Raw genomic sequence first — 1,072 nt, forward strand, 5'->3', positions numbered from 1 at the left:
AAAAATCTTTTCCGCCTCAGTACGATTACCCTTGGTTTGTGCCTCAGTTCTTTGTCGTTCGCCCAATCCGATCTTCCTAATATCAAAATCCTCGCGACTGGCGGCACCATCGCTGGCGCAGGTCAATCTGCCACTGAGTCGAACTACACCGCAGGTAAAGTTGGCGTCGAATCATTAATTTCTGCTGTGCCGAGCATGACCAACATTGCGGATATTTCTGGTGAGCAAGTCGTCAGCATCGGCTCTCAAGACATGAACGATGAGGTATGGCTGAAGTTAGCGAAAAGAGTTAACGAGCTGCTCGCTCAAGATGATGTTGACGGTATCGTCATCACTCATGGTACGGATACGTTGGAAGAAACCGCATACTTCCTTGATTTAACGGTGAAGAGCGACAAGCCCGTTGTGATCGTGGGCGCGATGCGACCATCTACCGCCATGAGTGCCGATGGCCCGGTCAATTTATACAATGCTGTTGTTACTGCAACCGATGAGGACTCAAAAGGCCGCGGCGTACTAGTGGCAATGAATGACACCATTTTCGATGCGCGAGATGTAACGAAGACCAACACCACCTCGGTAAGTACGTTCCAATCTCCAAATTTTGGCCCTCTTGGCTACATTCACAACAGCGATGCAAAGTACCAAAGAAGCCCTGAACGTAAACACACCACAGAAACCCCATTCGACGTATCAAAACTCAACACACTACCTAAAGTAGGCATTGTTTATAACTATGCGAATGCGTCGAGCTTGCCAGTCAAAGCCTTGGTTGATGCCAAGTTTGACGGTATTGTGAGTGCTGGTGTGGGTAATGGTAACTTGTACCACACGGTCTTTGATGAGCTAGAAAAAGCGAGCAAAGATGGCATTATTGTCGTCAGAAGCTCTCGCACGCCAACTGGTTCAACGACTTTGGACGCGGAAATTGATGATGATAAATACGGCTTTGTTGCATCAGGCACGCTAAACCCACAAAAAGCACGTATTTTGCTGATGTTGTCACTCACGCAAACGAAGAACTATCAAGACGTTCAGAAGATGTTCCAGTACTACTAAGGAACAACCATAA

General features: G+C 47.4%; 1 protein-coding gene. It reads left to right on the forward strand.

The window, feature by feature from the left end:
• A partial coding sequence (ansB, locus tag R7Q47_RS26265; RefSeq protein WP_318090263.1) for an L-asparaginase 2 occupies positions 1-1,059 on the forward strand: 1,059 nt, incomplete at its 5' end.
• Positions 1,060-1,072 lie beyond the last annotated feature (13 nt).

Source organism: Vibrio sp. Vb0349 (genome assembly GCF_033338975.1).